The sequence below is a fragment of the Stenotrophomonas sp. KH_052 genome (genome assembly GCF_057838755.1).
Map to the genome: position 1 here is coordinate 2,693,935 of NZ_CM174475.1, position 23,924 is coordinate 2,717,858.

Sequence of the window (23,924 nt, forward strand, 5' to 3'; positions counted from 1 at the left end):
CGGGTCGCACCCACGCATGGCGTGGATCTACGGTGCCGATCATCCGGCGCGGGCCTCGCGACGCCGGTGCACCCAGTAGTACAGCGTGGGCAGTACCAGCAGGGTCAGCAGCATCGCTGACAGCAGGCCGCCGATCACCACCACCGCCAGCGGCTTCTGTGTCTCGGCACCGATCGCATGCGAGGTCGCCATCGGCAGCAGGCCGAACATCGCCAGCAGTGCGGTCATCAGCACCGTGCGCAGGCGCTGCAGCGAGCCCTGTACCACCGACTGCAGCAGGTCCATGCCCTGTTCGCGCAGCTGAGCGAAACGACTGAGCATCACTACCCCGTTCAGCACCGCTTGTCCGAACAACGCAATGAATCCGATCGCCGCCGACACTGACAGTGGAATACCGGTCAACCACAACGCCAGGATGCCGCCGATCATCGCCAGTGGTACGTTGGCCAGGATCAGCGCCGCGCTGCTGATGTCCTTGAAGGCATCGAACAGCAGTACGAAGATGAGCAGCACCGACAGCGGAATCACCCAGCCCAGCCGCTTCATCGCACGCTGCTGGTTCTCGAACTCGCCGGACCACTCCAACCGGTAGCCTTCCGGCAGCTGCACACTGGCATCCACGCGCTTGCGCATGTCGGCCACCACGCTGCCCATGTCACGCCCTGCGATGAAGATGCTGACCGCCTTCACCCGCTGCGCGTTCTCGCGCGAGATGTTGATCGCGCCGCTGGCCATGCGGAAGTCGGCCACGTCGGACAGCGTCACCGTGTGGCCATCGCCGATGCCCACCGGCACCGTGCGCAGCCGCTGCAGGTCACGATCGGCATCGTCCAGGCGCAACGTGATCGGGAACCTGCGGTCGCCCTCCCACAGCTCGCCGACCTGGCGCCCACCCAGTGCTGTCTCGATCACTTCGTCGATGTCACGCACATTCAGCCCATACCGTGCTGCACGGTCGCGGTCGATCTCGATCTGCAGCTGCGGCAACGAGCCATCGCGGTCAATGAAGGCACTCTCCACGCCCTCCACCCCACGCACCTGGCCCAGGATCGCCTGCGCCTGCCGGTTCAGTACGTCCAGATCCGAGCCACTGACCTTGATCACCACCTGGCCTTTGATCTGCGAAATGCTCTCCAGGATGTTGTCGCGCACGGGCTGCGAGATCGAGAACTCCGGCCCCGGAATGCGTTGCTCCAGCGTGCGCTGCAGGTCGCTCACCAGCTGCCGCTTGTCCACGCCCTTCGGCCATTCCTTCTCCGGCTTCAACGCCACCAGCGCCTCGATCTGGTTGGCGCCCTTGGCATCGGAGCCGTCTTCCGGGCGCCCCAGCTTGGCCACCACCGTCGACACCTGCGGGAAGGTGCCGACCAGCTCACGGATGCGCCGCGACTGCTGCTGCGCTTCGGCCAGGCTGGTGCTGGGGTCGAGTGTGGCGGTCAGCCAGATCGATCCTTCGTCCAGCTCGGGCAGGAACTCCGAGCCCAGGCGGGTGCCCAGTGCCAACGTACCCACCAGCAACGCCACTGCGGTCAGCACCACCGCACGCGGTCTGGCCAACGCACGCTCCAGGATCGGCCGGTACCAGCCGGTCAGGCGGTCCATCAGCGGATTGCCATCTCGCATGCGGTCCCGTCGCAGCCACCAGTAGCAGAACAGCGGCACTACGGTCAGCGCCAGGATCAACGCGCCAATCAGCGCGGAGGTCACCGAGTACGCCATCGGCGCGAACATGCGGCCTTCCTGGCGCTGCAGGGTGAAGATCGGGATGTGCGCGGCGATGATGATCAGCATCGAGAAGAACGTTGGGCGGCCCACTTCCGATGCGGCCGACAGAATGGTCGAGAACCGCGTCTTCCGGTCGGCCGTAGGTGGCAGTTTCGACAATCGCGAGACGATGTGTTCGGTGACGATCACTGCACCATCGATGATGATGCCGAAGTCCATCGCACCCAAGGACAGCAAGTTGGCCGGCACGCCCCACAGGTGCAGGCCAAGGAAGGTCGACAGCAGCGCCAGCGGCATCATCGCCGCCACGATCAGCGCGGCGCGGGCGTTGTACAGGAACAGCCACAGCACCAGGAACACCAGCACCGCACCTTCCAGCAGGTTGCGGAAGACGGTCTTCAAGGTGGTCGACACCAGCCAGGAGCGGTCGTAGAACGGCTCGATGCTGACCCCGGCCGGCAGCTGGTTCGCTTCGATCTCGGCGATGCGCGCATGCAGGGCGTCGAGTACGTCGGACGGATTCTCGCCCTTGCGCATCAGCACCATGCCGAACACAGCATCGTCATTTTCGTCCTGGCCGACCAGGCCCTGCCGTGGCAGGCCGGTATCGGCGATCCCGGCGAGGTCGCGCACCAGGATCGGCGTACCGCCGCGCTGCGCCACCACCACGTTGCCGATGTCACCCGGCGAACGCATCAGGCCCACGCCGCGGATCAGGAACTGCTGCTGGCCACGCTCCACGTAGCCGCCGCCGGCATTGGAGCTGCCCTTCTCCAGCGCCTCGGCGAATTCACCGAGGCTGATCCCGCGGTCACGCAGCTTGTCCAGGTCCGGCTTGACCTGGAACGTGCGCGCGAAACCGCCGAAGCTGATCACATCGGCCACGCCCGGCACGGTGCGCAGGCTGCGCTCCATCGTCCACTCCTGCACGGTGCGCAGCTGGGTCGGTGTCATGTGCGGGCCCTTGAGTACGTAGCGGTAGATCTCACCCACCGCCGAACTCATCGCTTCCAGCTCCGGGGTCACTCCATCCGGCAGCTCCGCGCCCTGCAGGCGCTCCAGCACCTGCTGCCGCGCGAAATAGTCGTCAGCCTTGTCGTCGAAGGTCAGGATGATCATCGACAAGCCGAACTGGGTATGCGAGAACACCCGCACCGAATGCGGGATGCCGGACAGCGCCACTTCCAGCGGCATTGTCACTTCGCGCTCCACCTCTTCGGCGGCGCGGCCCGGGTGCAGCGACACCACCGTTACCTGGGTGTCCGACACATCCGGGAAGGCTTCCACCGGCAGTACGCGGAACGCGGCAATGCCAGCGCCGATGAACAGCAGCAGTGCCAGCATCACCATCAATGGCTGGCGCAGGCAGTAGGCAATCAGGCGATCGATCATGGCGCAGCGTGCCCGCTACCGGTGCTGACGGCGGCCGGCGCGCTGTCGACCAGCTGCTGCAGCAGCAGGCCGCCTTCGACCACCACCCGGCTGCCGGCGGCGAGGCCCTCACGTACCCACAGCCGGCCGTCACCCAGCTCCTCCGCGTGCACGGCGCGACGCACGAAGCGGCCCTTGCCCTCTTCCACGAACACCACCTGCTTGCCGTCGATCAGCAGCACCGCCGCATCGGGCAACGAGACACCGCCCTCGGCCGGCAACGCCACCTGGGCGCGCACATATTGTCCGGCCTTGAAGCCGCGTGCACGATTGTCCAGCTCGGCGCGTGCCTGCACCACGCGGCGTTCGCTGTCGACGAAGTCATCCACGTGCTGGAGGGTCGCCTGCAGTGGTTGCCCATCGGCGCCGGGCACGCTCACCTGCATGCCCGCCTTCAAGCGTCCGGCGAGGCTTTCGGGGATGTCCAGGAACAGCCACAGGCGGTCCGGATCGCCGATCACTGCCAACGGCTGTTCACTGTCCGGGCTGACCGACATGCCCGGGCTCATTCGCCGCTCCACCAGCACGCCATCGATGGGCGCGCGCAGCGGCAGGCGCTGATCGACGCGCTGGCCGTTGCCATAGGCCTTGGCGAAGGCAGTCGTGCGCGCATGATCGGCCTGGCTGCCAGCGAAGTTGGCCTCGGCCTCGTCCAGTTCACGACCCGACGCCACTCCCGCCGCATGCAGTTCGCGGGTACGGTCCAGTTCCTTGCGTGCCTGCTGCAGCTCGGCGCGGCCACGCGCACCTTCAGCCTGGGCCTGGCCGAACTCGGGCGAGGTGATCCAGGCGATCACCTGGCCAGCCTTCACCTTCTGCCCCGGCTGTGCCTCGATGCGCGCCACCTGCCCCGGCAGCGGCGTGTGGAGTGCGCTGGAGCGCGTCTCATCCCAGACCACCCGGCCCGGCAACTGCAGGCTGGCGCTGGCGCCAGCACTCACCGCCTCGCTGCGCAGCACGTCCAGCTGGCGGCTGTCGGCGGGAAACTGGATCTGGCCGGCGCTGACCTGAGGCGCATCCTCAAGATAGGATGCTGGCTCTCGACCGCAGCCGCCCAGCAGGGCCAGCGCCAGCAAGGCCGGCAGCACGGCGTGTCGCGCCTGCGGGCGATAAGTGACGGTGGACTTCATCGGGACTCTCCTTCAGCAACGGATGTGGCCGCTTCCCAGCGCGCCAGGGCAATGGCATGGTCGGCACGCGCTTCGATCAGCGCGGCCTCGAAGTCGCGCCAGCTGCGGCGCGCGTCCAGCAGGTCGGTCAGGCTTGCAGCACCACGCCGGTAGGCCAGCTCGATGCCCTGCACCGCCTTGCGTGCGGCGTCGGACTGCAGTCCTTCGTAGTCGCTGCGACGCTGCGCGGCGGACTGAGCGCTGGCCTGCAGCTGGTCCAGTTCGGCGCGTGCTTCGCGCTGCAGCACCTGCATTTCCAGTGCGGCGCTGTCACGGTCGGCCTCGGCACGCTGGATCGCGCCGCGCGCCCGCGACGGCCCACCCAGCGGAATGGTCAACGACACACCCCAGGTGACACCACTGATGTCGGTCGGCTCTCGTTCGGCCTCCACGCCCAACTGGATATCGCGGTGGCGCTCGCTGCGTGCCAGTGCGACGCCCGCATCGGCGGCGGCCAGGCGCGAACGCGCCGCACGCAGGTCGGCGCGCTGCTGCGGATCGAACGCGCGCACATCGGCCACGCTGCTGGCATCCGGCCAGGGGTCATCGGCACTGAGGTCGCGGCTGTCATCGCTGCCGAGCAGCAGGCCCAGCGCATGCCGCGCATCGCGCAGATCCAGGGCCGCTTCGCGCGCCGCGTCGGCCACCGCCAGATCGTCCACCGCCAGCCGCGCGCGATCCACCGGCGCCATCGCCCCGGTGGCCACCTGCTTGTCGGCCGCCGCCATCTGTTCGACCGAACTCTGGCGGTTGGCGTCGGCAATCTGCGCCCGCTCCTGCGCGCCCTTCAGGCCGAAATAGGCTTCATGCAGCGCCACCTGCTGGCGGCGCCGGGTATCGAGCATGTCCAGTCCGGCCACTTCCAGCAGCGCGTCCGCCTGGCGGATGCGCAATGCGCGCTTGCCGCCACGTTCCCAGGTCCAGCCCAGGCCCACGGTGCTGTCCACGCGCTTGTCCTGCCAGCGCCCCGGGCCGATGCCATGCTTGGGGCTGATCTTGCTGGTACCGAGCGACAGCTCGGTGGCCGGGCGCAATGCCGCCGTCTGCGCATCGCCCTGCACACCGCGCAGCTCCAGTGCCGCCGCACGCAGGTCCGGGTTGTGTGCTTCCATTGCACGCTGCGCTTCTGCAAGGGACAGCGCCGAAGCCGCAGGCGCGCACAATAGAGCGGCCAGCACCGCCGCAAGACGAGGGGAGAAATTCATGCACGTCACGGTAAGGTGACGGACTTGCGCCAAACTTGCCCCAACCTTGCACGAAGCTTGCAATGCGAATCCTGCTGATCGAAGACGATGCCGCCCTGGCCGATGGACTGATCCGCGCCCTGCAGGGTGCCGGCCATCTGTGCGACCACCTCTCGCGCGGACTGCACGCGCCTGCGGCGCTGGCCAGCGCACCCTATGACGTGATGGTGCTCGACCTCTCCTTGCCGGACGTGGATGGCCTCGACCTGCTTTCGCGCCTGCGCAACGACGGCGCCACATTGCCGGTGCTGATCCTGACCGCGCGCGATGGCGTTGAGGATCGCATCCTCGGCCTCGACCGTGGCGGTGATGACTATCTGGCAAAACCATTCGCGCTGGGTGAGCTGGAAGCGCGCCTGCGTGCGTTGTCGCGCCGCCGCAGTGACGCACCAGCACAGAAGCGATTGGGCCGGCTGTGCTTCGACAGCATCCGCAACGAAGTGCAGGTGGACGGCCAGCGTATCGAGCTGACCGCGCGCGAGATGTCGCTGGTCGAAGCGTTGATGCAGCACCCCGGCCGCACCGTGACCAAGCAGCGCCTGTTCGATGCGCTGTACAGCTGGGACCACGAGGCCAACCTGTCGGTCATCGAGGTGCACGTCAGCCGCCTGCGCCGCAAGCTGGAACAGGCCCGCGCCGGCGTCGGCATCCGCATGCTGCGCGGCCTCGGCTACCGGTTGGAGGTCGTGGGTGACTGAGCGCGTGCACAGCCTGCGTGGCCTGCTGCTGCGGCGCCTGTGGCTGCCGCTGCTGGTGCTGCTGCTGTGCAGTGCGGTGGGTTCATTCGCGTTGGCGCGCTTCTATGCCGGCCAGGTCTACGACCGCTGGCTGCTGGATTCGGCGATGTCGTTGTCCGAACTGGTGACGGTGCAGGACGGCCGCGCATCCATCGAAATCACCCCGTCGGTATCGCGCATGTTCACCTGGGACACCGCCGACGAAGTGCATGGCGAGGTGGTCGATGCGGATGGCGGGCGCCTGTATGGCGACCTGCCCGAGGCACTACCTCGCCCCATGGCCGCCGCTGGGAATGACGACGCGGTGTACTACGACGCGCGGCTACGCGGGCAGGCCGTGCGCATGGTTGAAGTTGTGGTCAGCGCCGGGCCGGGCCATGACATCCGGCTGCGCGTGGCCGAGACGCTGCGCAAGCGCCACCGGTTGGAACGCAAGCTGCTGCTGACCAGCGTGCCGTTCCAGGCCGCGATCCTGGCACTGGCGGCGTGGCTGGCCTGGTCCGGCACCGGCGCCGCCGCACGCCACGCCAACCTGGTCGCGAGGAAGCTGGCCAGCCCGCGGCCGGATCCGTTGGCACCGCTGGATCCAGCGCAGGAAGCCCCGCGTGAACTGTGGCCGGCGGTGGAGGCGTACAACGCGCTGCTGCAGCGCCTGGACGCGATGCAGGATGCGCAGCGGCGCTTCGTCAGCAACGCTGCACATCAGCTGCGCACACCGTTGGCGGCCATGCAGGTGGAGCTGGAGAGTTCATTGCGCCAGCATGATCCGCAGGCCCAGCAGCTGGCGTTGTCCGGCACGCTGGCCGGGTTGGCCCGCTTGCAGCATCTGGTCAACCAGCTGCTGATGCTCAGCCGATCCGAAGATCCGCATGGCAGTGCACTGCCGCTGCAGCCAGTGGACCTGGCCGCGTTGGCGCGCGCCGTAGTGGAGCGCTACGCCGACCGAGCGCTCGCGGCAGGCGTGGACCTGGGTTATGACGGGCCCGACGACGGCATGCAGGTACAGGGCGATCCGCAGCTGCTGCGCGAGGCACTGGGCAACCTTCTGGACAACGCGCTGCGCTACGGTGCCTCGCGTGGCGTTATCACCCTCGGCGTTGGGCAGGAGGCCGAAGGCGTGCTGGTGTGGGTGGACGATAACGGCGCCGGCATCGCCGAAGCCGAGCGCGCACGCGTCACGGAACGCTTCTACCGGGCCAGCACGGAAGGCGACGGCTGCGGGCTGGGGCTGGCGATCGTGGCCGAGATCGCGCAGCGGCATGATGCGGCGCTGGTGATCGATACCGCCCCGATCGGTGGCGCTCGGGTGGGATTGTGGTTTCGCTGACCTTTGTCGAATTGCCCTTGTAGAGCCGAGCCCATGCTCGGCTGCTCCTGGCACGATGCCTGAGCCGAGCATGGGCTCGGCTCTACAGTTCCACGCATCGGAATCACGCCGGGCATGGCCCGGCGCTACCGTTACAGCGTGCTCATCGAATACGGTGCCTGCGCGCCCTGCCCTGGCCACGCCTTGTTCGGCTCGGCCTGCATGCTGAAGCGCAGCTCGCCGCCGGCCAGGATCTCGTCATGGCGCAGGAAGGTGCGCTGCAACGGCTTGCCGTTGAGGCTCACGCTACCGACGTAGGTGTGCCTGTCATCCAGCCCGTCGGCCACGATGGTGAAGGTCTTGCCGTTGGGCAGACGCATCGCGGTCTTCGGCAGGAACGGGCGGCCCAGGATGTACTCGCCCGAGCCCGGCGCCACCGGGTAGAAGCCCAACGCGGTGAACACGTACCAGGCCGACATCTGGCCGACGTCATCATTGCCGGCCAGGCCATCGGGGCGGTCGGCGTACTGGGTGTCCATGATCTGCTTCAGGCGCGCCTGGGTGCGCCACGGCTGGCCGGCGTACGAGTACAGGTAGGCCACATGGTGGCTGGGTTCGTTGCCATGTGCATACCAGCCGATCAGCCCGGTGATGTCTTCCATGTGCTCGAAGATGGACGGATCGACCTTGGCGTTGAACACCTCGTCCAGGCGCGCGAGCAGCTTGTCACTGCCACCGTGCGCTGCCGCCAGACCGGCCACATCCTGCGGCACGTACCAGGAGTACTGCCAGGCATTGCCCTCGGTGTAGTCGGTGCCGTATCCACTGGCGCTGGGGTCGAATGGCGTGCGGAAGCTGCCATCGCGCTTGCGTGCGCGCATGAAGCCGGTGTCTTTGTCGAAGGCGTTGCGCCAGTTGCCGGCGCGCTTGTCGAAGGTGGCCGCAACATCGGTCTTGCCCATCGCCTGTGCCATGCGAGCAATGGTCCAGTCATCGAAGGCATATTCCAGCGTCTTGCTGGCCGCCTCACCTTCCTCGTCGATCGGCACGTAGCCCAGCTCGCGATACTGCGCGATGCCATCGTACGGGCCGTAGTTGGCGGTCTCGACCATTGCCTTCAGCGCCTTGTCGGCGTCGAAGCCGCGGATACCTTTCACGTAGGCGTCGGCGATCACCGGCACGGCGTGGTAGCCGATCATGCACCAGTCTTCCAGGCCATGGAATGACCACACCGGCAGCATGCCGTAGGGGCTGTGCTCATGGTGGGCCAGCATGGAATTGACGAAGTCGCTGTTGCGCTTCTCCGGCTGCACCAGGGTCAGCAACGGATGCAGCGCGCGATAGGTATCCCACAGCGAGAACGTGGAGTAGTTGGTATAACCCTTGGCCTGGTGCACGGCGTTGTCCGAGCCGCGGTACTGGCCATCGGCATCCATGAACAGCGTCGGCCCCAGCAGGGTGTGGTACAGCGCGGTATAGGCACTGCGCCGGGCGTGCTCGGGGGCGTCGATATCCAGCACCGACAGCGCCTGCGTCCATTCCTGCTTGGCCTGCGCGCGAACGCGGTCGAAATCGAAGCCGGCCACTTCCGCGTCGAGGTTGGCAATGGCACCGGCTTCGCTGACCGGCGAGATCGCGACCTTGACCACCAGCGGTGCGTCCAGCTTGCCGAAGGCGAAGGTGCCGACCAACTGGCGCCCTTCGATCTGCGCACGCTGCGCCGGATCCTTCTCGCCCGGCGGCGGGAAGCCCTTGTAGGCGATGTCCTGCTCGGTGTTGTGCAGCTCATGCCCGGAAAGCGGCCGCGAGAAACGCATCGCGAAATACAGCTGGCGGCCCGGCGCCCAGCCACGGGTTTCGCGGAAGCCGGTCACCGTGCCGTCGGCGCGCACCCGTACCCGCGACCACAGCACCTTGCCGGGGTAGTCGTACATGCTGGTGCGCATGTCCAGCAGCACCTTGGCATCGGCACCCTTGGGGAACGCGTAGCGATGCACGCCCACACGCGCACTGGTGGTCAGCTCCGCGCGCACCTTGTAGTCATCCAGGGTGACCGCGTAGTAGCCCGGCTCGGCCTTCTCGTCGTCGTGGCGGAAACGCGAGGCGTAGCCGCTGCGCGGCTTTTCCGGATCACCGCGCTCCAGGCCGGGAGTGCCGGTGAACGGCATCAGCAGGATGTCGCCGAGGTCCGAATGACCGGTGCCGGAAAAATGCGTATGCGAGAAGCCGACGATGCTGCTGTCGTCGTAACGGTAGCCGGCCGCCCAGCCATAGGCCTTCTCGCGCGGCTGGATGCGTGTGTCCGGGCTGAGCTGGACCATGCCGAACGGCACCGTGACACCGGGGTAGGTGTGGCCTTCACCTCCAGTACCAATGAACGGGTCGACCGAGGCGTAGGCCTTGTCGGCGGCGGTTTTGGCGGGAGCGGCCGACGCCAGGCCGGAGGCGAGCATCGCCGTGGCGGCGACGGCGATCAGGAGACGACGGTCCAGCGTGGGCATCGGCATTTGGATCGATTCAGGTGGTTGCCGGATGCTAGCACCGGGCCTGCCACACCGCATGCTGCAGTGCGACTGCCCGGTGTCCCGCGCCCGGTTCAATCATCAACCGGGAAGTGCGCTCTGCAACGACATGAGGTCCGCGCTGTCCAGCGGCCTTACCACCCGCGCGATCTCTTCTCCATCGCGCAGCAGCACCACCGTCGGCCACAGCTTCACCTTGAACGCGCGGCCCAATGGCTTGCCCTTGCCATCTTCGATCTTCCGGTGCGGAAGATCGTTCGCCTCGACGAAAGCTCGCAGCGCCGGCTGTGCGGCCTGGCAATGACCGCACCAGGCCGTCCCGAATTCCAGCAGCTGCCAGCCCGCCTGCGCCTCCACCTCCGCAGAGGTGGGCTCGGTCAGCAGGTGATCACGCATGAACGACATGAGCGCTATGCCGCCAGTACCTTCTGGATGTCTTCCAGCGGCGCGTTGGTCAGATCCTTGGCGATATCGCCCAGCAATCGCGCCTGGACTTCCTTGTGCAGCAGCGGGCGGATGCGGCCCAGCGTGGTCGGGTCGGCGATCAACACCAGGTGCGCATAGCGGTTCTTCAACGCATCTTCATTGAGCTGTTCGGCCACCTGCTTGGCAAACGTCGCTTCATTGAGCTGCGAGATCGACATGTCCTTGGGCACAGCACCGGCCGGGCCCTGCCCGGACATGCCCTGCTCGCTGATGTCCTGCAGGCGCAGCTCGCCTTCCTGCTTCAACGCAAGCTGGTGCGCGCTACCCACGTTGGTGAACACCCTTGCCGAACCACCATCGGCCACCACGATCAACGTTCCTTCGGGAATCGTACGCGCCATTGCACCCTCCATCAGTCAGAAAAAGTTGCTGTGCGATCCACCCTATGCACATCGATGTCACAGGCGCGCCTACAGGATGTGATCCGGTCATCGCAATCTGCAATCCCCCCTAAATCTGTCCAGCGGCCTGCCGCTATGGCCTCCATCATCGCGAGGAACCTCTGTGCACGCTGGCTCACTGTTCCACGTCTACTTCGCCACCAGCCTGGCCATCCTCGGCTGCGCAGGGTGCATCCATCAGTTCCTGCAGGGCCAACCGCTGTTCTCACTCGCCATCATGTTCTCCGTGTTGACCGTGGTCGGTGCCGCACTGGTTACGCGACGGCTGGCGTTGCCGGGTGCGGTGGCGGTGGTCTGCACCGTGCTTGGATTGATGGCAAAGTCGGCCTGAGTCATCTGAACAGGCGACGTGGAACACAGCGTGCAGATCAGCCCGCTTCGCTGCACGCTCACGTCGATGCCGTTATCATGAACGGATAATCGACACGACCCACTACGTGACGGGCGCACCTGTTACGTGGAAAGCACTGCCGACCGGCGCTTCGCTTGCCACGATTGCTCCCGCCCTGCATTTCCATCGCCTCGCGCTGGATCCCGGCGGCTGACGCCCGCAGGCCCCCCTGCCTGCATCCCCCACGCTGCTGTGACACCCGGCCGCTGACTGCGCTGCCGATGTGATCCCGTTGCTGCGTTTCCGCCCCTGCGGCGGTGCTTTGCCGTGCGCGTGGCGTTGTGCCTGCACACATTCCCCGGCCCCCACGCCGCGCTCCGATGCCCCTGCGCCACTTGCGCCTGCATCGCCGTTTCCGATTTCCGGGACACATCACATCGCCCATCCCCTATTCCATACCTACAAGGGAGCCCCCATGCAGGACACGCCTGATTCCCATGCCCATTTCGGCTGGTTCAAACGCCGCCGCCACCTCAAGGTCGATGAGATCACCGTCGTCGACAAGCCCATGCTCAAGCGTGCCGTCGGTGCCGCCGCACTGGGCAACGCGATGGAGTGGTTCGACTTCGGTGTCTACGGCTACCTGGCCGTCACCATCGGCCAGGTGTTCTTCCCGTCCAGCAACCCCACCGCACAGGTAATCGCCGCGTTCGCCACCTTCACCGTGGCGTTCCTGGTGCGCCCGCTGGGCGGCCTGGTGTTCGGCCCGCTCGGCGACCGCTACGGGCGCCAGAAAGTGCTGGCGTTCACCATGATCCTGATGGCGCTGGGCACGTTCTCGATTGGCCTGATTCCCTCCTATGAGCGCATCGGCATCTGGGCGCCGGTGCTGTTGCTGCTGGCGCGCGTGGTGCAGGGCTTTTCCACCGGTGGCGAATATGGCGGCGCGGCCACCTTCATCGCCGAGTATTCCACCGACCGCAACCGCGGGTTGATGGGCAGCTGGCTGGAGTTCGGCACGCTGGGCGGCTACATCGCCGGCGCCGGTACGGTCACCGCACTGCACATGCTGTTGAGCAACGCACAGATGCTGGACTGGGGCTGGCGCATTCCGTTCCTGGTGGCTGGCCCGCTGGGCCTGCTCGGCCTGTACATGCGCATGAAACTGGAAGAGACCCCGGCGTTCCGCGCCTTTGCCGAGGAAGCCGAGAAGCGCGAGCACGAGCGTCCGGGGCTGGGTGCACTGTTCCAGGTGCACGGCCGCCAGCTGCTGGTGTGCATGGGCCTGGTACTGGTGTTCAACGTCACCGACTACATGCTGCTGACCTACATGCCCAGCTACCTCAGCGTGACCATGGGCTACGCAGAGAGCAAGGGCCTGCTGCTGATCATCATCGTGATGCTGGTGATGATGCCGCTGAACATCGTCGGTGGATTGTTCAGTGACAAACTCGGCCGCCGGCCGATGATCATCGGCGCCTGCATCGCGCTGCTGGTGCTGGCCATTCCGTGCCTGCTGCTGGTCGGCAGCGGCAACGACTGGATGATCTTCCTCGGCCTGATGCTGCTGGGCCTGGCCTTGGTGTGCTTCACCAGCTCGATGCCGTCCACCCTGCCAGCGCTGTTCTACACACCGGTGCGCTACAGCGCGCTGTCGATCGCCTTCAACGTCTCGGTGTCGCTGTTCGGTGGCACCACGCCGCTGGTGACCGCGTGGCTGGTGGAACGAACCGGCGACCCGCTGGTGCCGGCCTACTACCTGATGGGCGCAGCGGTGATCGGCCTGATCACGATGCTGTTCGTGAAGGAAACCGCCGGCCTGCCGCTGCGCGGTTCACCGCCGGCGGTAGGCAGTGACAAGGAAGCCGCTGCGCTGCTGAAGAGCGATCTGCCAGTGACAGTGGACCCGAGCCTGCCGCCGTTGCCGGAAGCAAGTGAAGGTGAGGCGCCCAAGCCGGCCTGATACCACGCCGGCACCGATGTCACACCCCGTCCGGGGGCGCCTCGGCGTCCCCGCCCTCGCGGGCCAGCTGTCCGGGCGTCCAGCGCAGGGTCCACTCATAGGGCCCCTCTGGCGGGCAGACGTGGCGAAAATCGCGGGGAATTTCGCAGACCGTTGCGCCCGCGGTAACAGTGAAGGCAACGATGATCCGGTTGCCCTCGATTCGGATCGCCTGCACCGCACCAGGAATCTGGATGCCGGCATCATCGCCATAGCCTGACTCCCGGATGGCCGCGAAATCCTCGGCCTCCATCCGCGACAGACTCTTCGGATTTGCCTGGCCGCGCGGATCGTTCGCCGTCAGCTCCGTCATCACCGCCACCACATTGCTTTGCGCGAAGCTGCCACCGGTGTAGGTAGATGTGTAGAAGTACACAACCTCCGAACGGCCATCACCATCGAGATCGGCAACAGCCGTCCACGCCGGGCGGAAGTCCGATTCGATATCGCCGCCTGGAATAAGTCGCAGACTGGCTTCGGCGGCGTGCAAGGCCTGCACCAGGCTGGGCGGCGATGGTCGCTTGGCGGCGGGCGACGCGGCCATCGCCGGCGTGCAGGACAGCGCCAGCGCTGCAAGCGTCAGGCGGATCGGGGTCGAGCGGAGCGTTGCAGGTCCGTGCATGTCATCCTCCTTGAGTGTGCGGTCAGTCTAACCGCAGCTCCGGTGGCGCCCAGTCATGCACGGCGTGGTTTCGCGCGATTTGTGGAGGGCATCCACGCCTGGCGTGGATCTACTGCGGGGTGTCCAACTCCATCGCACGCATCACGATCGGCTTGGCCCAGTCAGGCGTATGCAGCAGTTCGGCCACCGAGACCGGGTATTGCAGCTGGCCGCGCTCCATCGCCAGCACTGGCAGCGGCTCGACACAGCCCTCGGCATCGGCCGGTGCGCTGTTGTCGTAGACATGCAGCTCGGCCAGGTGTGGCAGCAGCTCCAGCAGGTTCTCGCGTGCCGAATCAAAGCGGGCGTGGATCTTCTCCACTGGAATGTCGTGGCCACCAGCCGCCACCCGCGCCGCAACGCGGGCGATATGCAGCTCGACCGTGGCCAGGCCGCAGAACCATACCGCCACATGATGCTGCTCGCAGGCCTCGCGCAGCAGGCGTGGAATGGTGTTGCCACCCAACGTGGTCTCGAAGGCGAAATCCGTGCCATCGGCCATGGCCTGGCGGAGGCGGCGGGTGCCTTCCTGCCAGGCCTCGGCATTGGCTTCGGGCAGCGGCCAGCCGGCCTCGACCAGGCGGCGGGTGAACGAATCGGGATTGAACCAGCCCAGCCCTTCGGCTTCCAGCCAGGTACCCAGCAGCGAACTTTTGCCGGCGCCATTGACGCCGGCCAGCACCAGGATCCGCCCCATCGGTCAGAGCGGACGGCCGAGGGTGACCTTGCGGCCGCGACGGATCGGCTGACCCAGCACCTTGCCCAGCCCTTCCCCGCGCTGCAGGCCGGCCAGGGTCTGGTCGAACTCGCTGCGCAGGCGCAGCAGCTCCTCGCTGCGCTCACCCGCATCACCGCCGGCGGCCTTGGCCAGCAGCTCCTGATACGTGCGGATATCCACGATCACCGCTTCCGGATGATTATGGTTGGTGATGACCAGCGCCTGCTTCTCGCGCACGGTGCGCATCAGGCTCGGCCAGCCCCGGGTCTTCACCGACGAGGCCGGGGCCTTCTCAAGGCCTGGCAGATCCAGCGGGAGGGTCATGGCACGGCTCCAGACAGAAGTGGACTATGGCCATTATACCCAATTTGGCGAAATTGGGGATTAATGGCATTCACCTGCCGGTTCCAGCCTGAGGGGCGTCGGTCTGCAACAGGCTGTCGCGCTCGCGCAGCGGGAAGCGGATCCAGGCATCCAGGCCCTGCGCGCCAAAGCGCAGCTCGCCACTGCCGGCCAGTTCATAGGGAACGCGCTGCTCGATCAGGGACCGGCCAAGGCCCCGCTGCCGGGGCAGCTCCCAGTCCTCCACCTCGGCATGGCGCTCGCACCAGTGCAGACCCAGCCACGGCTGCCCTTCCTGCACCTGCAGGTGCCAGGACACGTCGATATGCCCATCCTCATGGGTCAGCGCACCATGCCGCAGCGCATTGGTGGCCAACTCATGGATGGCCAGCGACAACACTTCGGCGGCCTTCGGTGGCAGCAGCACGTCCTCGCCTTGCAGGCGGTAGACCGCAGCAGGCGGGGATTGCGCCGCGATCTCCTCATCCAGCATGCCGCGCAGGCACACCCCCGCGTTGGCGCCACGGGTCAGCAGGCTCTGCGTGCGCGCCAGTGACATCAGCCGCCCGCACAGGCGTTCGGCATACTCATCCACGCTGCCGACCGACTCGCGGGTACGCCAGGCGATGGCATGGATGGTCGACATGATGTTGCGCACCCGGTGCTGCAGTTCGGCCAACAGCACCGATTGGCGCTCGGTCGCACGCTTGAGATCATCGATGTCCACGGCGATGGCGAACACGCTGCTGACCTCACCGTCGGCATCGCGCAGGGGCGCGGCAGCGACCCGGGTCCAGCGCGCGCGGCCATCATCATGCAGGTACTGGAACTCCAGCCCCGGCACCACAGTCTCGCCGCGCATCGCACGGGCGATGGCGAAGTCGTCCGGTGCGATGGTGGTGCCATCGGGATGGCAGCCGTGCCAGCGATGCTGGTTGTCCGCGTCCCTGGAAGGCACCTTGCCGGTGGGCAGATAGGCGCGCATCTGATCATTGGAGAGCAGCATGCGACCCTGCAGATCGACGATGCACAGGCCCACCGGCAGCATCCTGAAGGCCAGTTCCAGGCGCCGGTCACTCTCGCGCCGCCGCAGCTCCTCGCGCTCACGCGCGGCCAGCGCCATGTGTGCCGCGGTGGTCTCGAACATGGTCACCAACACCCCGTTGATCCGCCCCTCTTCGCCACGGATGGGGCTGTAGGTGATGGTGAACCAGACGTCTTCCAGGCGCCCATGGCGGGCCAGCGGGTAAAGCTTGTCTTCGAAGGTGAGCGTCTCGCCCTGCCATACACGGGTGTAGAGCGGACCGTTGATGTGCCAGACCTCGGGCCAGCATTCACGGGTCGGCTGTCCAAGCCCGCCAGGATGCTTGTCGGCCAGGATCTCGGCGTAACCATCGTTGTAGAGCTGCACCAGCTGCTCGCCCCACAACACGATCATCGGGAAGCCGTGGGCCAGCATCAGATCGACGGTGGCGCGCAGGTGCGGCGGCCATTGCTCGATCGCGCCCAACGGGCTGCGTGACCAGTCATGGCGGGCGATACGCGCGGCCATGCCATCGTGGCGCGCGTGCGGGCGCGGCGTGGGTGGCATTCCGCCACGCAGCTCGGCGGCGTGAATGCCTTCAGGACGGCGCGACATGCCGCTCAATCAGGCGATGCCCGCAGGGACCTGCGGCGTCGCCACCAGCCCGGCCAGCTGCTGGACCAGGGCTTCGATGTGATAGGGCTTGGTACAGCGCGGCGCGCTGGCGAAGCGGCTGGGCAGGTTGTCGTCGTAGCCGGAGGTCAGCAGGAACGGGGTACCGGCCTCGGCCAGGCGGTCGGCCAGCGGATAGACCTGCTCGCCGCCCAGGTTGATGTCCAGCAACGCTACATCGATGGTATGGGTATCGACCAGCTGCCCCAACGCCTGCAGGTTTCCCGCCGGCCCCACCACCTGTGCGCCTTTCAGCTCCAGATAGTCGACCAGGAACATCGCGATGGCGAATTCATCTTCCGCCACCAGTACCCGCAGCCCCTTCAGGCCCTCCGGTTTGCTGCCCGCTTCCAGCACGTTCCTCGCTCCTCGATGCACGCGACCCGCCTGCGGTCGCAACGAGGGCAGGATGCGCGATCCGGCCTACAAGAGCGCGTGACGATCGATGAAGGCCGCGGGCACGGCGCGTTCAGAAGGCCCGCTCCCACTTCAGGCTGAGCAGATTGCGATCATGGCTGTACAGCCAGCCAACGTTGCTGTCGATGCGGGCATAACGCAGGCTCAGGCTGGGCACCAGCCCGGCCACGGCCAGGCGCTCGCTGCGGACGATGGCGATCAGGTTCTGTTCGCTGTCCTCACGCCGTGCTTCCAGCAACGGGCTCCATGCGTCGTAGTCACGCTCGCGCAGCGATACGAACACGGTGGCCGTGGTGCCGCTCCATTGCCGCGCCGCGCCCAGCCGCAGGCCGCGCTGGCGGAAGCCGTTGGCCGGGTCTGCTGCGCTGCTGTCGGTGACATCCAGCCCGGCGAAGACCGTCCAGCGCGGATTGAGCGCGCGGAACCAGGTGGCATACAACGATGCCAGCTCGCCGTCGTAGTTGCTGGCCAGGCCCTGCTGGCGATACCGCTGGCGCTTCCAGTCAGCCTCCAGCTTGAGCAGGCTGCGTGCATCCAGGGCGTACTGCCATTCCCCGTGCACGCCACTGCCGCCTTGCAGCGCATGGTTGCCCAGGCCCTGATAGTCATAGCTGGGGGCAAGCAGCACGGTCTGCCGTGCACTACGCCAGCTATAACCCGCCTGCACGTTGGCATTGAGCTCGTTGTACTCACTGTGCCCGCGCCATGTCTGACCGAAGGCCAGACCGCGCACGTACAGCCCATGATGCCCGCCGAGCACCCAGCGCCGCTCCAGGCTGGCGTCGAAGTCGAGGCCCGCCGCGCGCTGGGCGTCGGGCAGTTTCCGTTCGATGATGCACGCGTCGCCCACGCCGAACAGGCAGGTGCGGCTGGCGGAACTGCGGTTGATGTTGTCGCTCCATGCCGGGCCGGCGGACAGCGCGCCTTTCCAGCGCTGACGGGCCTGCAGGGCACTCAGGTAGCCGTCCACGCGCGCGCGGACGCCGGCCGTGGCCGGATCATCGGCATTGATGCCTGCAGCGATGGCCGTGAACAGCGCAACCGCATCGCGATCGCGCTGGTCTTCCGCATAGACACGCGCCAACTCAAGGCGGGCTGGCAGGAAATCCGGCTGCGCCGCCAACAGCGCTTCGTACTCCTTCACCGCGCGACGATGGTCGCCGGCCACCCGCGCCAGCGCCCCCTGCGCATAGTGGCGCAGCAGGGGATCATGCCCCGGCAGTTCGATGTACTCCTCGAGGAACGCAGCGGCGGCCTGCCATTGCTGATGCTGCAGCGACAGGTACAGCGCCTGGCCGAGATCATCGACGGTGCGCTCCACGCGCAGCGTCTGGCCGTCGATGGTGATGGTCGGCCGCTCCGACTCGGCCTGCTGCAGCCGCTGCTGGTCCTGCTGCTGGTGGCGCAGTTCGCTGCCCTGCTCGAGCACGCGGCGCAGATCGTCCTGCTGGGCGCGTACATCGGCGGCGATCAACAGCAGGAACACAAGAAGAATGGGGTGGCGCATGGGCGATCCGTGGTGATGCGATGCAGCGGGCCGAAGCAGGGACTGGCGGATCGCGGCTTGTCCCTGCCCTGCCCCGTCAGGGGCGTGGCAATCAGTTCTTGCTGCCGCCGAAGGCGGTGTCGTACTGGCTGTTGCCGCTGAAGGTGGCGATACCGGCCAGGGTGGCCGCGTTGGCGCCGAAGAACTGGCCCTGGGTGGTGCCGGCAACGGTGCCATTGGCGGTGGCCGAACCGGCGAACGACGCGTTGGCGCTGTTGATCGAGGCGCTGACGTTGACCGACAGGCCGCCGCCGGCCAGGCCGCCCTGCAGCGTGCCGCTGCCGAAGTTGGCGCGGAAGGTGCCCGACAACAGGTTGCTGCCATTGAACTTGTTCAGGCCCGCCACGCTGTAGGTGGCCACACCGGCCGGGAGGGTGGTGCCGGTACGATCACCGACGAAATACACCTGGCGGTTGTTGAAGCCACCGGCGGCGCCATCCTTGGACCATTCGCCGAACCACACGTCACCGCTGCCGACCTTGACGAAGTTGAAGTGGCCCATGCCGGCGTGGCTGCCCGGGGCGCCGGTGATCGGCATGGCCAGCGTGCGCACGTTGGTGCCATTGACGGTGGTGGTGCCCGAGTACAGGCTCAGGCCCTGGAAATCCACCGGCTTGGCATTGGAGACGGTACCGACACCGATGCCGGCCTTGCCCGCCGAGTGCGGACCACCATTGACCTGCGATTCGCCGACGGCGACGTACAGCTCGGCATCGGTTGCCGGGCTGGCCGCACCGACGATGTCGGCTGCATGGGCGGCACCGGCCAGGGCGAAGGTGGCGGCGACGGCGAGAACCGAACGGGAGATCATCTTCATGGTATTACTCCTTGGGTTATGGGAACTACAGGTACAACGCTTGAAAGCGGGAGGTCAGAAGCGTGCGGTGATGCCGAGCTTGAAGGTGCGGCCCGGCGCCGGCAGCGTTGAGCGCGTCGCCGGATCGACGTAGTAGCGGTTGCCCAGGTTGCTGCCCACCAGCTCGACGCTGGCGTGGTCGTTGACGCGCCAGCGCGCGTAGGCATCGACAGTGGTGATGTTTCCCCAGGTGAACGGCACGTTCTGCCAGAGCAGGCTGCTGCCACCGGCCAGCAGGCGGTCGCGGTAGGCCTGCAGATCGGGGTTGTCATGGCGCTGGTAGTGGACGATGCGGCTGCCCAGTTCCAGCCGCTCGTCGAACAGGCGCGTGCCCAGCGACCAGTTCACCGACAGCTTCGGGATCGCCTGGGTCAGCAGGTAGCCACTGACGAAGCCATCCTGCACGCAGTTGGGAACCAGGCCGCGATTGGCATCGAGCAGAACGGCGCTGCTTTCGTCGCAGACTTCGTTCTCCAGCGTGCGCGAGATGCCCAGGTCGGTGAAGAAGCGCCGGTTGTCGAAACGCGCCTGCAGCTCGATGCCACGGATGGTCTGCTTGTCGATGTTGTCGAACAGGAAGTAGGCATCGCGCTCGATCACGTTGCGGGTCTTGTGCACGTAGTAGGCCAGCTTGACGTCGGCATCGGCGGTGTTGCCGAATAGCCCCGACAGGTTGTGCACGTAGCCAAATTCGTAGTTGTAGGCATGCTCGGGCTTGAGCGTGTACAGCGGATTGAGGCTGCTGGAGAACGCAATGGTGCTTTCGAACATGCTCGGGAAGCGCACCGCTTCGCTGTAGCGCAGGTAGACGCGCGCGGCCTTGGACAGGTTCACCGTGGCCGAGAAGGTGGGCAGCCACGCGTGATCGCGCTGACGATCGTTGCGCCCGTCGACCGGCCTGGACTGCATGGTGTTGCCGATGTTGCAGACCCGGTCGCTGCCGGCATAGAGCGGCAGCACCCCGGGAATGGCCGCCACCTCGCCGTTGAGGCAGGGGTTGGTCGCGCGGGCATAGTTGCCGTTGGCATCGGGCAACCAGGGCACCCTGTGCTCCACCGCCTGCGGCGTTTCGTAATAGGCCAGCAGGCCGCGCAGTGCGTCATCGACGACCGAGCCCATGCCGATGCTCTCCCAGAATTCGCGGTCGGCCTCCAGCGCATCGATCTGCGCCTGCAGGCTGGCCGGACGCTCAGGCAGTTCATTGACCCGGTAGGTGGCCTCCTTGCTTCCCACGCCCTTGGTCAGCAGTTCCGGATGCGCCTGCAGGAAGTCGTCGAAGGCCCAGTAGCGGCTGTAACGCACGCCGGCATTGAGGGTAAGGAACTCGACCGGGCGCCATTCAAGGTTGAGATAGCCTTCGCCCTCCTGGCGGCGGCCGGTACGCGGGAACATGCGCCACCCATCGGTGGTACCAAAATACGGATCGCGCGAACCCAGCTTCTCGTACTGCCAGTTGCCGCCCACGGTCAGATCCAGGGTGGAATGCAGCGCGAAGCGGTTGCTCAGGGTCAGGCCGGTACGGTCGTTGCGTGCATTGGCCAGTGCGGTGTTGCGCAGGATCGGGCTGACCCCGGGGTTCCATGCCGGATTGCCCGGTGCAAAGTTGGGGAAGCCACCGGCGGTGTAGGTGTCACTTTCCGTTTCGGTGCGCCACAGATTGGCGTACACGTCCAGCCATCGGCTACCGGCCGGCTGGAAGCGGTACTCCAGGTTCCAGGCATCGGACGCAACCCGACTGAGCGGCCACTGGATGCGACCGTAGTCCGGCGCGGACAGGATGCGCGACGGCATGATCTCGCCGTAGTGCGACAGCGTGCGCCGCCAGGTGGCCTTCAGCTGCTGGTCGTCATTGATCTGCCAGGTTCCCTTGACCAGCCACGACTCCTGTTCGCTGGAGGTGTTGGGCACTTCATCGCCCGGCTTGAAGTAGCGCGCCAGCGTGGTGATGTAGTCGATGCCCTGGTACTCGTACTGCTCGCGCCGGTCCTGGTCGTAGTACGCGCTTCCCTTGCTGCCGGAGAAATAATTGCCACGCTTGCGCCAGGCGTAGGCGGCCATCAGGTCGACGTTGTCACCGCGCACACCCAGTGCCAATCGCCAGGCCTGGTCCTCACCATCGAAGGGATTGTTGCCACTACGCGACTTCACCGGCACCACCAGGCTGCGGTCGTCATAGGGTGAGTTCGGCGAGCCCTGCGGGAAGCCTGGCACGGTGCGGTAATCCTCGCCGGTGTGCAGCCTCGGCAGGCGCGGTGCCACTGCATTGCTGCTGCCTTCGATCTTCAGCTCCCCGCCGAAGCGCTCGCCGGCAGCAACAATGTCGTCAACGTCGATGGTCTTGATCACCAGCGCACCACCGATCCCGCTGTGCACATCGCGCACCAGCCCTGGCCCCTTGATGACCTGGATGCCACCAATCAGGTTGGGATCGATGTAGTTGCGGTTGCTGACGCCGTTGTAGCCGCGCCAGACCGTGAGCGCCTGTTCGCCACCGTCGATGCTGACCGGCACCCGCCCGGGCCCCTGGATGCCACGGATGTTGACGTCCAGCGCGCCGCTGTTGCGCGCATCGCCGCTGAACACTCCGACCAGATCCTTGACCACGTCGGCCGGATTGGAACCGCGATAGCGCTCCACCCGGTCGCGCCCCGAATACGCCGTGGTCAGATCCAGCGCGAACACATCATCGTAGCCGCGCCGATCGCGCGCCTCACCCCCTTCCGAGTGAAGGCGACCGGCCACGTCCAGTGTTTCGGTCACCCGCACCCCTTCCCCTTCACCCGCCTCCGCTGCGGCCCGCAGGCTCCAGGTGCCGTCCATGCCGCGCTGTGCGCGCACGCCGCTGCCGCGCAACAGCTGCTGCAGCGCCTGCATCTGGCTGTACTCGCCTTTGACTGCACTGGAGCGCCGGCCTTCCACCAGATCGCTGCGGAACACCACCTGCACATCGGCCTGGCGGCCAAAGGCGCGCACGGCGTCGGCCAAGGGTTGTTCCGGAATGGTGTACGGGCGCAGCGGCGCGACGACCGCCGGTTGCGCCTGCACGACCGGCACCCAGGCCAGCGGCAGCAATGCAGTAGAGATGGCCAGGGCCAGGACGGTGGCGCGGCGATGACAGGCAGATGCCGTGGACGGCATGGACAGGAACTCCTCAAGCGTGGCTGGACCACGGGCACATCCGGTGCCGGTGGTGTGTCTGGCTTGAGAAGAAACGGTGTTTCGCTCTGGCTATACCTCTATAGACAGCCGCGTGTGGCGACTGCCCACGGTTTTTTCATGTTTTTTTCATGCCGCGTATTCCGCCATGAACCGGCGGCACCTCACCACAGCACCAACGCGCCACCGGGCAAGCGCTGCACGCGCAGTCCTGCCTGTGCGGCCACCGCATCAATGGCGGTCTCCGGCTGCTGCAGGTGGAACAGGCCACTGACCCGCACGTTCGCGCCCTGCCCGCCCAGTACCCAGACCGGTGCACGCCGATAGCGCGCCAGATCGGCGATGGCCTGCGCGGCCGGCAGATTGTCGATCGCGACCTCACCACGCCGCCACGGCGCCATGGCCTCGGGATCTTCCAGCTGCACCGGCTGCAGCCAGCGACCGTCACGGAACGCCCGTGACTGCCCGGCATGCAGGCGCTGCACGCTGCCGTCGCCCGGACGCACGTCGACCACACCCTCGCTGACCTGGGTGGTGACCGTGGTGTCCTGTATCGACACGCTGAAGGCGGTGCCGATATCACGGACCCGGCCGCCCGCGGCCTCGACCTGGAACGGACGAGCCTCGTGCGCCACCTGGAACCAGGCCTGCCCGCGCAGCAGGTGCAGGCGACGCTGCTGGCCGTCGAACTCGAGCGCCAGCGCGGTGCCCGCATCGAGCACGGCGGTGCTGCCGTCTTCCAGCTGCACCACGCGTGGTGCATCGCTGCTGCGCAGGTCACTGCGTGCCAGCAGCAGCGCGTGCGGTGCCGCCGTCACCATCAGTACGACGGCGGCGGCACTGGCCAGCAGCCATGGCAGGCGGCGGCGCGGCGCGATCGGGCGCAGCCCCTCGCGATCGGTCGTGAGCTCGGGCAGCGCCGCCAGCACCTCGGGCCCGGCGGCATCCAGCCCCTGCCAGAAGGCCTGCTGCTGGCGCCAGGCCAGCGCATGACGTGGATCGGCCTGCAGCCAGCGCTGCAGGGTTCGTTGCTGGCGTTCCGGCAGCGGGCCTGCACTGCACCGGATCACCCAGCGCAACGCCTGCCTGGCCTGACGCGGCGAGGGTTCGGACGTGGTCATGGTTGTGGCCTGCCGCACCGCGAACGGGTGCGCTTTCCTGTTGTGACAATGGCGGGT

Annotated in this window: 19 protein-coding genes; 4 read left to right on the forward strand and 15 right to left on the reverse strand. The window is 66.8% G+C overall.

The genetic code is table 11. The features are described 5' to 3' along the window. Positions 1-39: 39 nt before the first annotated feature. From AC3ITW_RS12440 to AC3ITW_RS12450, 3 genes are read right to left on the reverse strand one after another with little or no spacing between them, the layout of a single operon-like run. Positions 40-3,117, reverse strand: a complete 3,078-nt coding sequence (locus tag AC3ITW_RS12440; protein ID WP_489389568.1) for an efflux RND transporter permease subunit — start codon at positions 3,115-3,117, stop codon at positions 40-42. Continuing rightward, the gene (locus AC3ITW_RS12445; RefSeq protein ID WP_489389569.1) at positions 3,114-4,286 is read right to left on the reverse strand and encodes an efflux RND transporter periplasmic adaptor subunit; all 1,173 of its coding nucleotides are present in this window, start codon (positions 4,284-4,286) and stop codon (positions 3,114-3,116) included. Before AC3ITW_RS12445 ends, AC3ITW_RS12440 begins: the two co-directional genes overlap by 4 nt. Continuing rightward, complete coding sequence (locus AC3ITW_RS12450; RefSeq protein ID WP_489389570.1) at positions 4,283-5,530, reverse strand: TolC family protein; 1,248 nt, start codon at positions 5,528-5,530, stop codon at positions 4,283-4,285. The genes AC3ITW_RS12445 and AC3ITW_RS12450 overlap by 4 nt, the downstream gene beginning before the upstream one ends. Positions 5,531-5,592: 62 nt before the next feature. Here AC3ITW_RS12450 and AC3ITW_RS12455 point away from each other — a divergent pair, with 62 nt between their 5' ends. Together AC3ITW_RS12455 and AC3ITW_RS12460 are read left to right on the forward strand one after the other, a co-directional pair. After that, entirely contained in the window at positions 5,593-6,267 is a 675-nt protein-coding gene (locus tag AC3ITW_RS12455; RefSeq protein WP_489389571.1) for a response regulator, read from the forward strand. Then, a complete protein-coding gene (locus tag AC3ITW_RS12460; protein ID WP_012511220.1) occupies positions 6,260-7,633 on the forward strand; it encodes a sensor histidine kinase in 1,374 nt (457 codons plus the stop codon). The genes AC3ITW_RS12455 and AC3ITW_RS12460 overlap by 8 nt, the downstream gene beginning before the upstream one ends. Positions 7,634-7,764: 131 nt before the next feature. Here AC3ITW_RS12460 and AC3ITW_RS12465 read toward each other — a convergent pair whose 3' ends face one another. From AC3ITW_RS12465 to AC3ITW_RS12475, 3 genes are all read right to left on the reverse strand, one after another. Further along, positions 7,765-10,119: a GH92 family glycosyl hydrolase gene (locus AC3ITW_RS12465; protein WP_100468731.1), complete on the reverse strand. Its 2,355-nt coding sequence runs from the start codon at positions 10,117-10,119 to the stop codon at positions 7,765-7,767. A 96-nt stretch (positions 10,120-10,215) separates the two neighbouring features. Further along, entirely contained in the window at positions 10,216-10,539 is a 324-nt protein-coding gene (locus AC3ITW_RS12470; protein WP_100468733.1) for a thioredoxin family protein, read from the reverse strand. Between the two features lie 5 nt (positions 10,540-10,544). Further along, positions 10,545-10,961 (reverse strand): baeRF12 domain-containing protein, encoded by a 417-nt coding sequence (locus tag AC3ITW_RS12475; protein ID WP_006370287.1) that lies wholly within the window; start codon positions 10,959-10,961, stop codon positions 10,545-10,547. Positions 10,962-11,124: 163 nt separating this feature from the next. On the opposite strand from AC3ITW_RS12475, the gene AC3ITW_RS12480 reads away from it, so the two are divergent. Both AC3ITW_RS12480 and proP read left to right on the forward strand, forming a co-directional pair. Next, positions 11,125-11,352: a hypothetical protein gene (locus AC3ITW_RS12480; RefSeq protein WP_032970634.1), complete on the forward strand. Its 228-nt coding sequence runs from the start codon at positions 11,125-11,127 to the stop codon at positions 11,350-11,352. 475 nt (positions 11,353-11,827) lie between these two features. Further along, positions 11,828-13,315 (forward strand): glycine betaine/L-proline transporter ProP, encoded by a 1,488-nt coding sequence (gene proP / locus AC3ITW_RS12485; RefSeq protein WP_012511224.1) that lies wholly within the window; start codon positions 11,828-11,830, stop codon positions 13,313-13,315. A 19-nt stretch (positions 13,316-13,334) separates the two neighbouring features. Here the strand turns inward: proP and AC3ITW_RS12490 are convergent, their stop codons facing one another. The 9 genes from AC3ITW_RS12490 to AC3ITW_RS12530 form a co-directional block, all read right to left on the reverse strand. Continuing rightward, positions 13,335-13,976: a hypothetical protein gene (locus AC3ITW_RS12490; protein WP_012511225.1), complete on the reverse strand. Its 642-nt coding sequence runs from the start codon at positions 13,974-13,976 to the stop codon at positions 13,335-13,337. A gap of 109 nt (positions 13,977-14,085) precedes the next feature. After that, positions 14,086-14,712: an ATPase gene (locus tag AC3ITW_RS12495; protein WP_012511226.1), complete on the reverse strand. Its 627-nt coding sequence runs from the start codon at positions 14,710-14,712 to the stop codon at positions 14,086-14,088. A 3-nt stretch (positions 14,713-14,715) separates the two neighbouring features. Then, positions 14,716-15,057 (reverse strand): type II toxin-antitoxin system prevent-host-death family antitoxin, encoded by a 342-nt coding sequence (locus AC3ITW_RS12500; RefSeq protein WP_012511227.1) that lies wholly within the window; start codon positions 15,055-15,057, stop codon positions 14,716-14,718. A 70-nt stretch (positions 15,058-15,127) separates the two neighbouring features. After that, positions 15,128-16,714 carry a sensor histidine kinase gene (locus AC3ITW_RS12505; RefSeq protein ID WP_100468739.1) on the reverse strand — a complete coding sequence of 529 codons (1,587 nt, stop codon included), beginning with the start codon at positions 16,712-16,714 and terminating at the stop codon, positions 15,128-15,130. A gap of 9 nt (positions 16,715-16,723) precedes the next feature. Further along, positions 16,724-17,128 (reverse strand): response regulator, encoded by a 405-nt coding sequence (locus tag AC3ITW_RS12510; protein ID WP_012511229.1) that lies wholly within the window; start codon positions 17,126-17,128, stop codon positions 16,724-16,726. Between the two features lie 112 nt (positions 17,129-17,240). Continuing rightward, positions 17,241-18,695 (reverse strand): surface lipoprotein assembly modifier, encoded by a 1,455-nt coding sequence (locus AC3ITW_RS12515; protein WP_100468742.1) that lies wholly within the window; start codon positions 18,693-18,695, stop codon positions 17,241-17,243. A 91-nt stretch (positions 18,696-18,786) separates the two neighbouring features. After that, positions 18,787-19,551: a Slam-dependent surface lipoprotein gene (locus AC3ITW_RS12520; RefSeq protein ID WP_012511231.1), complete on the reverse strand. Its 765-nt coding sequence runs from the start codon at positions 19,549-19,551 to the stop codon at positions 18,787-18,789. A gap of 54 nt (positions 19,552-19,605) precedes the next feature. Beyond that, positions 19,606-22,728, reverse strand: coding sequence for a TonB-dependent receptor (locus tag AC3ITW_RS12525; RefSeq protein WP_489389572.1), 3,123 nt, complete (start codon positions 22,726-22,728; stop codon positions 19,606-19,608). Positions 22,729-22,910: 182 nt separating this feature from the next. Beyond that, positions 22,911-23,867, reverse strand: coding sequence for a FecR family protein (locus AC3ITW_RS12530; protein ID WP_006370406.1), 957 nt, complete (start codon positions 23,865-23,867; stop codon positions 22,911-22,913). Positions 23,868-23,924: the final 57 nt, after the last annotated feature.